7 protein-coding genes are annotated in these 7,274 nt (G+C 71.5%); 2 read left to right on the plus strand and 5 right to left on the minus strand.

The annotated features are described in order from the left end of the window. The first annotated feature begins 611 nt into the window (after positions 1–611). On the plus strand, positions 612–1,622 hold the full coding sequence (gene trpS / locus ACFCZF_RS40450; protein WP_376675923.1) for a tryptophan--tRNA ligase: 1,011 nt from the start codon (positions 612–614) through the stop codon (positions 1,620–1,622). On the opposite strand, the gene ACFCZF_RS40455 is transcribed toward trpS, so the two are convergent. Beyond that, positions 1,577–2,560, minus strand: a complete 984-nt coding sequence (locus ACFCZF_RS40455; RefSeq protein WP_376675924.1) for a GlxA family transcriptional regulator — start codon at positions 2,558–2,560, stop codon at positions 1,577–1,579. The two genes, trpS and ACFCZF_RS40455, sit on opposite strands and share 46 nt — an antisense overlap. 75 nt (positions 2,561–2,635) lie before the next feature. Between ACFCZF_RS40455 and ACFCZF_RS40460 the strand changes: the two genes are divergently transcribed. Continuing rightward, positions 2,636–3,220 carry a cysteine hydrolase family protein gene (locus tag ACFCZF_RS40460; protein ID WP_376675925.1) on the plus strand — a complete coding sequence of 195 codons (585 nt, stop codon included), beginning with the start codon at positions 2,636–2,638 and terminating at the stop codon, positions 3,218–3,220. Positions 3,221–3,257: 37 nt separating this feature from the next. Here ACFCZF_RS40460 and proC read toward each other — a convergent pair whose 3' ends face one another. The 4 genes from proC to ACFCZF_RS40480 all read right to left on the minus strand — a co-directional run bounded on the left by proC (position 3,258) and on the right by ACFCZF_RS40480 (position 6,843). Beyond that, the gene (gene proC, locus ACFCZF_RS40465; RefSeq protein WP_376675926.1) at positions 3,258–4,070 is read right to left on the minus strand and encodes a pyrroline-5-carboxylate reductase; all 813 of its coding nucleotides are present in this window, start codon (positions 4,068–4,070) and stop codon (positions 3,258–3,260) included. Between the two features lie 234 nt (positions 4,071–4,304). Further along, positions 4,305–5,111, minus strand: a complete 807-nt coding sequence (locus tag ACFCZF_RS40470) for an ABC transporter permease (protein WP_375918018.1) — start codon at positions 5,109–5,111, stop codon at positions 4,305–4,307. Beyond that, positions 5,108–5,971: an ABC transporter ATP-binding protein gene (locus tag ACFCZF_RS40475; protein WP_376675927.1), complete on the minus strand. Its 864-nt coding sequence runs from the start codon at positions 5,969–5,971 to the stop codon at positions 5,108–5,110. Before ACFCZF_RS40475 ends, ACFCZF_RS40470 begins: the two co-directional genes overlap by 4 nt. Positions 5,972–6,003: 32 nt before the next feature. Next, positions 6,004–6,843, minus strand: coding sequence for a class I SAM-dependent methyltransferase (locus ACFCZF_RS40480; protein WP_376675928.1), 840 nt, complete (start codon positions 6,841–6,843; stop codon positions 6,004–6,006). Positions 6,844–7,274: the final 431 nt, after the last annotated feature.

Below are 7,274 nucleotides of genomic sequence, written 5' to 3' on the forward strand. Positions count from 1 at the left end.
GCGCTTCCCTTCGGTCTTGCGTTTCCGACTCTATCAGATCTTTCCGATCCGATTTCCTCGGTGCTTTCCAGGTTCTCGCTTTCGCGTTTCCCTTTTCGGCGGTTCCGACTCTATCAGATCCTTTCGGGCTCTGATTCCCCGTCAGAGGGGGTTGTCTTCGCGGCTGTTGGGCCGTTCCAACGAGGTGAGACTCTAGCGGATTCCCGGCTCCCGAGCTAATCGGGGTCGTGTCCTGACGGACGTGGATTCCTCATTCCGCAAATACGCGCACCGACAATACGACGACGCCGACAACGCGACTGTTCGCCGAGGAGTGGTTGGTACTTGCGGAATCGCTGTCCGGGGACCGACCGGAGTCGGCGCTCACGTCGGACAACTCGGAGAACACTACGAGCGCGGGACGGGTGTGTCAAATGCCGGGCCGGACTGCCTCCGCACACGTACTGTGGGAGGCGTGATGACGCGTACGTGCACCGGGCTCTGGTGGGCCGCCTGACGGCGGCCGTACGCACGTATGCACTCAACGGCCGCCGCTTCGGCGGCCGTTCTCGTATCTCCCTCCAGGAGGGGCGGCCGGCGGGTGGCGGCGGCCCTGACCAGGAGGTGGAGAGATGACGCGGGTCTTCAGTGGGGTCAAGCCGACCGGGCATCTGACGCTGGGGAACTATCTGGGAGCCATGCGGCAGTGGGCCGCGGAGGACCAGCACCGATCGGACGCCCTGTTCTGCGTGGTCGATCTGCACGCGCTGACCGTCGACCACGATCCGGCGCGGGTGCGCAGACTGAGTCGGCAGGCGGCCTCCTTGCTGCTGGCGGCTGGGTTGGATCCGGAGCTGTGCACCGTGTTCGTGCAGAGTCACGTGGACGAGCACGCCCGGCTGTCGTACGTACTGGAGTGCGTCGCCACCGACGGGGAGATGCGTCGGATGATCCAGTACAAGGAGAAGGCCGCGCGGGAGCGGGAGCGGGGCGGGAGTGTGCGGCTGTCGCTGCTGACGTATCCCGTGCTGATGGCGGCCGACATCCTGGCGTACGGGACGGACGAGGTGCCGGTCGGGAACGACCAGACGCAGCACGTGGAACTGGCGCGGGATCTCGCGGTGCGGTTCAACCAGCGGTACGGGCACACGTTCGTGGTGCCGCGGGCGACCAACCCCGCGGTGGCGGCTCGGGTGATGAATCTGCAGGAGCCGGCGTCGAAGATGGGGAAGAGCGACGACGTCGGGCCGGGGATCGTCTACCTGCTGGATGAGCCGGACGTGGTGCGGAAGAAGGTCATGCGGGCCGTGACCGACAGCGGGCGCGAGGTCGTGTACGACCGGGAGGAGCGGCCGGGGCTGGCGAACCTGCTGGAGATTCTCGCCGCCTGCACGGGCGGGGAGCCGGCGGAGCTGGCGGGTGGGTACGACTCGTACGGCGCGTTGAAGAAGGACACCGCCGAGGCCGTCGTCGAGGTGCTGCGGCCGGTGCAGGGGCGGCACAAGGAGCTGTGCGCGGACCCCGGGTATGTGGAGGGCGTGCTCCGGGAGGGTGCGGAGAAGGCGCGGGCCATGGCTCGGCCGACCGTGGATGCCGCTTACCGGGCGATCGGGTTGCTGCCGCCCGTGAACGCGGCCCGGTAGGCGCGGGGGCTGGTGGCGAGGCGCGATGCGAAGTGCTGGCGCATCGTGACCTCGCTGCCGAAGCCGGAGCGGCGGGCGACCTCGGGCATGGGCAGGTCGGTGCGTTCGAGGAGCTTCTGGGCCGCGGCGATGCGCTGGTCCAGGAGCCAGCGGAGGGGGGTCGTGCCGGTGGCCGCGGTGAAGTGGCGGGCGAAGGAGCGGGGGGACATGCCGGCGCGGGCGGCCAGGTCGGCGATCGTCAGCGGTTCGTGAAGGTGGCGCAGGGCGTGTTCGCGGACGGCGGCGAGGGCGTCGGCGTCCCGGGCGGCCCGGGGTGTGGGGTGCTCGATGAACTGGGCCTGGGTGCCGGTGCGGAAGGGCGCGGTGACCATCGAGCGGGCGATGGTGGCGGCGGCTTCGGCGCCGTGGGCCAGGCGGACCAGGTGGAGGCAGAGGTCGATGCCGGCGGCCGTGCCCGCGGCGGTCCAGATGTTGTCGTCCTCGATGAAGAGGGCGTCGGGGACGACGGTGACCCGGGGGTGGTGGGTGCGCAGGAGGTCGGTCAGTCGCCAGTGGGTGATGGCTCGGCGGCCGTCGAGCAGGCCGGCCTGGGCGAGGGTGAAGGCGCCGCCGCACAGGGCCGCGACGGTGGTGCCGCGGGCGTGGGCGCGGCGGAGGGCGTCGAGGACCGGGGCGGGGGCCGGGGTGAGGTGGTCGTCGAGGCCGGGGATCAGGACGAGGTCGGCGCCCTCCAGCCAGTCGAGGGCGCGGTCGGGGTGGAGGGCGAGGCCGCCGCGCATGGGGACGGCGGTGGTGCCGTCGGCGGCGACACGGCGCAGGTCGAAGGCGGGGGCGCCGCGGTCGGTGCGGTCGGTGCCCCAGACCTCGGTGATGACGGAGACGTCGAAGGCCCGGATGCCGGGGAAGGCGACGAGGGCGACGCGGTAGGGGGCGGCCATGGGTGGCAGTAAAGCATCGATCGCTGGCTTCTGTACCTCTGGGGCCCGGTGCTGCCGGGCGGCACGATCGGGGGTATGGACATCGCTGAGAACGCGGCATTGGTGGTCGTTGACGTGCAGAAGGGCTTCGAGGAGGTCGACTTCTGGGGTGTGCGCAACAATCCGGCGGCGGACGACAACGTCGCCGCCCTCATCGACGTATGGCAGTCGACCGGGCGGCCGGTCGTCTTCGTACGGCACGACTCCGTCAAGCCCGGGTCGCCGTTGCGGACCGGGTACGAGGGCAACGGGTTCAAGGAGTACGTGGAGGGGCGACGCGGGAAGGGGGGCGGGGCCGAGCTGCTGGTCACGAAGAGCGTGAACTCGGCGTTCCTCGGGACGCCCGACCTGGGGGCCTGGCTGCGGGCGGCGGGGATCTCGCAGCTCGTGCTGGCCGGGATCCAGACGAACATGTGCGTCGAGACGACGGCGCGGATGGGCGGGAACCTCGGGTACGAGGTCGTCGTCGCGTTCGACGCGACGTACACCTTCGGTCTGGAGGGGCCCTTCGGCTGGCGGCAGAGCGCGGACGAGCTGGCGCGGGCTTCGGCGGTGTCGCTGCACGGGGGCGGGTTCGCGTCGGTGGTGACGACGGAGGACGTGGTGGCGGCGGCGAAGTGAGCCCTGCGGACGTACGTCCTGACAGTCCTTGGTTCTGTCAGTCCTTCGTGCCGGAGGCGAGTTCGCGGCTGCGGTCCCGGGCGGCTTCCAGGGCGGCGATGAGGGCGGCGCGGACGCCGTGGTTCTCCAGTTCGCGGATGGCGTTGATGGTGGTGCCGGCGGGGGACGTGACGTTCTCGCGGAGCTTGACCGGGTGTTCGCCGCTGTCGCGGAGCATCTTCGCGGCGCCGATCGCGGACTGGACGATCAGGTCGTGGGCCTTGTCGCGGGGCAGGCCGAGGAGGATGCCGGCGTCGGTCATGGCCTCGACCAGGTAGAAGAAGTACGCCGGGCCGGAGCCGGAGAGGGCGGTGCACGCGTCCTGCTGGGACTCGGGGACGCGGAGGGTCTTGCCGACGGCGCCGAAGATCTCCTCGGTGTGCGTGAGGTGGTCGGCGGTGGCGTGGGTGCCGGCGGAGATGACGGACATGGCCTCGTCGACGAGGGCCGGGGTGTTCGTCATGACGCGGACCACCGGGGTGCCGGGGGCGAGGCGCTCCTCGAAGAAGGCGGTCGGGATGCCCGCGGCGCCGCTGATGACCAGGCGGTCGGCCGGGACGTGCGGGGCGAGTTCGTCGAGGAGGGTGCCCATGTCCTGCGGCTTGACCGTGAGGATCAGGGTGTCGGCGGACTTGGCGGCCTCGGCGTTGGTGACCGGGGTGACTCCGTGGCGGGCGCGGAGCTCGTCGGCGCGTTCCTGGCGGCGGGCGGTGACCAGGAGGTCGGCGGGGGCCCAGCCGGCTCCGATCATTCCGCTGAGCAGGGCTTCGCCGATCTTGCCGGTGCCGAGGACTGCGACTTTCTGGGTCATGGCTTTCGGTGCCCTCCGATGCCCTGTCTGGCGTGCGTCGTTTCCGTTGTCGTCATCCTCGCATTCAGGAGGGCGGGTGGGGGCGTCGCGTCCAGTCCGCGGGATGCCGGTGGGTGGTCGGTCCGTCGGGGGATTTCGCCCCCGCCGCCCCTTCTCTTCCCGTCTCTGGGGGCTGCGCCCCCAGACCCCCCTGTTCGGCCTGGACGGCCTCGTCCTCAAGCGCCGGACGGGCTGTTATGCCGTTCGGCGTTTAAGTGTTGCCGCGCCCAGGGTCAGGACCAGGAGTGCGCAGCCCGCGACGATCAGGGCGTCCCGTACGAAGGCGGTGGTCATGTCGGTGTGGCGGAGGACCTCGTTCATGCCGTCGACCGCGTAGGACATGGGCAGTACGTCGGAGACGGCCTCCAGGGCCGGGTGCATCTTGTCGCGCGGGGTGAAGAGGCCGCAGAGGAGGAGCTGGGGGAAGATCACGGCCGGCATGAACTGGACCGCCTGGAACTCGGAGGCCGCGAAGGCCGAGACGAAGAGGCCGAGCGCGGTGCCGAGGAGGGCGTCGAGCAGGGCGACCAGGAGGAGGAGCCAGGGGCTGCCCGTCACGTCGAGGCCGAGGAACCAGATCGCCAGGCCGGTCGCCAGGGCCGACTGGACGATGGCGAGGGCTCCGAAGGCGAGGGCGTAGCCGGCTATGAGGTCGCCCTTGCCGAGGGGCATGGCGAGGAGGCGTTCGAGCGTGCCCGAGGTGCGCTCGCGCAGGGTCGCGATGGACGTGACCAGGAACATCGTGATCAGCGGGAAGATCCCGAGGAGCGAGGCGCCGATGTTGTCGAAGGTGCGCGGGCTGCCGTCGAAAACGTAGCGCAGCAGGAACAGCATCACGCAGGGGATCAGCATCAGCAGCGCGATGGTGCGGGGGTCGTGGCTCAGCTGGCGCAGGACGCGGGTCGCGGTGGCTGTGGTGCGGGAGAGGATGAGGGGACGGGGGCGGGTGGGGGCCGGGTGCGGGGTCTCGGGGGTGGTTGTGGGGGCCGTGGGGGTGGTCATTCGGTCCTCTCCTTCGTGCGGGCCGTCGCCGTCGCCTCGTCGACCAGGTGGAGGAAGGCTTCCTCCACCGTCTCGGAGCCGGTGCGGGTGCGCAGCGCGTCGGGGGTGTCTCCCCCAGCCTCCGGCCGGGAGGTGCCCCCGGCGAGGAACTCGCCCTCGCGCATCAGGAGGAGGCGGTGGCAGCGCTCGGCCTCGTCCATGACGTGGGAGGAGACGAGGAGGGTGGCGCCGCGGTCGGCGGCGATGGAATGGAAGAGGGTCCACAGGTCTCGGCGGAGTACGGGGTCGAGGCCGACCGTGGGTTCGTCGAGGACCAGGAGCTCGGGGGCGCCGAGGAGGGCCACGGCGAGGGAGACGCGGCTGCGCTGGCCGCCGGAGAGGTTGCCGGCCAGGGCGTCGGCGTGGGTGGTGAGGTCGACGTCGGCGATGGCCCGGGTGACGTTCTCGTGGCGGCGGTCGGAGGCCGCGCGACCGGGGGCGAGGATCTCGGCGAAGTAGTCGAGGTTCTGGCGGACGGTCAGGTCGTCGAAGACCGACGGGGCCTGGGTGACGTAGCCGATGCGGGTGCGGAGGGCGGGGTGGCCCGCGGGGTGGCCGAGGACCTCCAGGGTGCCGGTGACCTTGGCCTGGGTGCCGGCGATCGCTCGCATGAGGGTGGACTTGCCGCAGCCGGAGGGGCCGAGGAGGCCGGTGATCCGGCCGCGCGGGACGGTGAAGTCGAGGGCGCGCAGGACGGTGCGGGGGCCGCGTACGACGGTGAGGTTGTCGGCGCGGACGGCGGTGAGGTTCTCGGCGTGGACGGCGGGTGGGGCGGGGGCGCCGCCGGCTTCTCCGGGGGGAACGGGGGAGTAATTCATCATGTGATGAATACTCCTCGCCGCCCCATCCGTCGTCAAGGGGTCACGGGGGCCCTGGCGAGCAGGAGGACGACGACGTACGTCTCCTCGACGACTCCGTCCGGGAAGACGGTCAGGAGGTGCCGGCGCTCGTCGGTCAGGAAGGCCGCGCGGCGTTCGTCGGTGTCGGTAAGGAAGACCGAGTGGCTGGCGAGGTTGGCCAGGTGGGTGTCGACGGGGACGCGACGGCTCCAGCGGATCTCGTGGCGGGTGAGTCCGAGGCGGCCGGCGGGGTCGGCGGCGCCCGGGCCGACGTTCCGCTTCTCGGCGGAGAGGTCGAGGTCGAAGTGCTGGTCGATGCGCCGGGCTGCCGCGGCGATCCAGGGCACGTCGACGGCCTCGGTGTTCCACCACAGCGCCAGCGCGCCGCCCGGACGCAGCACCCGCAACGCCTCCGGGACGGCCAGGGCGGGGTCGGTCCAGTGCCAGGCCTGGGCGTAGGTGAGGAGGTCGGCGGTGTGATCGGCCAGGGGGAGGGCGTTGCCGTTGCCGCGGACGATCGGCACGCCGGGAAGGGTGCGGCGGAACTCGGTGGCCATGCCGGCGCCGGGTTCCACGGCGATCACGTCGGCACCGCGCTCGTGCAGGCGGGCGGTGGCGAGTCCCGTACCGGCGCCTACGTCCACGACGCGGGAGCCGTTGAGGGGACGGCCGGCCAGCTCCTCCAGCGCGTCGAAGAGGGCGGGCGGGTAGGAGGGGCGGTTGGCGGCGTACTGGGCCGCGGCGGCGTTGAAGGAGTGGGCGCGGGCGCCGTGGTCGGCCTGCGCGGGAGTGGCTGGAGCGGCTGGAGCGGATGGGGTGGCTGGGTCGTCCGGGGTCGGCGGTGTCGTCGTCATACGGCCATGGTGGCCGGGTGGGGCGGCGGGGCGTAGGGGGTTTCCTGGAGCGCCGCGGACGGGGGCGTCCGGGCTCCCGCCCTGCGCCGGGGCTCTCGCTCCGGGCTTTCGCTTCCGGGCTCTTGCCTGCGGGCTTTCGCTTCCGGGCTCTTGCCTGCGGGCTTTCGCTTCCGGGCTCCCGCCTGCGGACTCACGCTTGCGGGCCTTCGCTTGCGGGTCCTCTCCTGCGGGCCTTCGCATGCGGCTCACGCTTGCGGGCCTTCGCATGCGGCACACGCTTGCGGGGCCCTCTCCAGCGGGCTCCCGCCTGCGGGCTCACGCTTGCGGGCCCTCGCATGCTTGGGTTCTAACGGTCCTCGCAACACCCGCGATCTGTGGGAGTTGCGAGGACCGTGGCTGTTGGACGCGATGATCTTGCGGGGGTGAAGGAG

This window comes from Streptomyces sp. NPDC056296 (assembly GCF_042268605.1).
Lineage (GTDB): Bacteria > Actinomycetota > Actinomycetes > Streptomycetales > Streptomycetaceae > Streptomyces.

Coding starts and splice junctions, on each gene's coding strand:
- trpS (WP_376675923.1), top strand. CDS start 612: ATGACGCGGGTCTTCAGTGGGGTCAAGCCGACCGGGCATCTGACGCTG.
- ACFCZF_RS40455 (WP_376675924.1), bottom strand. CDS start 2,560: ATGGCCGCCCCCTACCGCGTCGCCCTCGTCGCCTTCCCCGGCATCCGG.
- ACFCZF_RS40460 (WP_376675925.1), top strand. CDS start 2,636: ATGGACATCGCTGAGAACGCGGCATTGGTGGTCGTTGACGTGCAGAAG.
- proC (WP_376675926.1), bottom strand. CDS start 4,070: ATGACCCAGAAAGTCGCAGTCCTCGGCACCGGCAAGATCGGCGAAGCC.
- ACFCZF_RS40470 (WP_375918018.1), bottom strand. CDS start 5,111: ATGACCACCCCCACGGCCCCCACAACCACCCCCGAGACCCCGCACCCG.
- ACFCZF_RS40475 (WP_376675927.1), bottom strand. CDS start 5,971: ATGATGAATTACTCCCCCGTTCCCCCCGGAGAAGCCGGCGGCGCCCCC.
- ACFCZF_RS40480 (WP_376675928.1), bottom strand. CDS start 6,843: ATGACGACGACACCGCCGACCCCGGACGACCCAGCCACCCCATCCGCT.